This is a genomic window from Anaerovorax odorimutans (genome assembly GCF_024459955.1).
GTDB lineage: Bacteria > Bacillota > Clostridia > Peptostreptococcales > Anaerovoracaceae > Hominibacterium > Hominibacterium odorimutans_A.
Genome location: NZ_JANFXK010000114.1, coordinates 1 through 376 on the forward strand (window position 1 = coordinate 1; position 376 = coordinate 376).

The following is a 376-nucleotide window of genomic DNA, read 5'->3' on the forward strand; positions in this document are numbered from 1 at the left end:
TTGCAGCCACACATACCCGGCTTCCGGGCTGTTTTAGCGCCCCTCAGCCTGCCAGGCACCCTGCAACCCCACAACTTTCCTCAACAGATAGCACAAATCGCATCCAATGTTGTAGAAAAAAGCAAAACCCCTTTATTTTACATTTCTCCCAACAGCTTTTCGCTCTTGCCAGCCGCACAATTACCTTATTTCACAACTAAAAGTGACTATCTATATTTTTATCAACATAGCCGCGGGTTTTGGCGGAATGTTGAACCTTTTCCAACGTTTACAACCACCACACCCGGCTTGCGGGCTGTTTTAGCGCCTTGCAGCCTGCCTGACACCCTGCAACCCCACAACTTTCCTCAACAGATAGCACAAATTGCAGCCGATG

The 376-nt window shown here is 48.7% G+C and carries 1 protein-coding gene; it reads left to right on the forward strand.

Annotation, left to right across the window (positions count from 1 at the left end):
- On the forward strand, window positions 1-376 hold a 376-nt coding region (locus NE619_RS18115), incomplete at both ends, for a hypothetical protein (protein ID WP_256133875.1).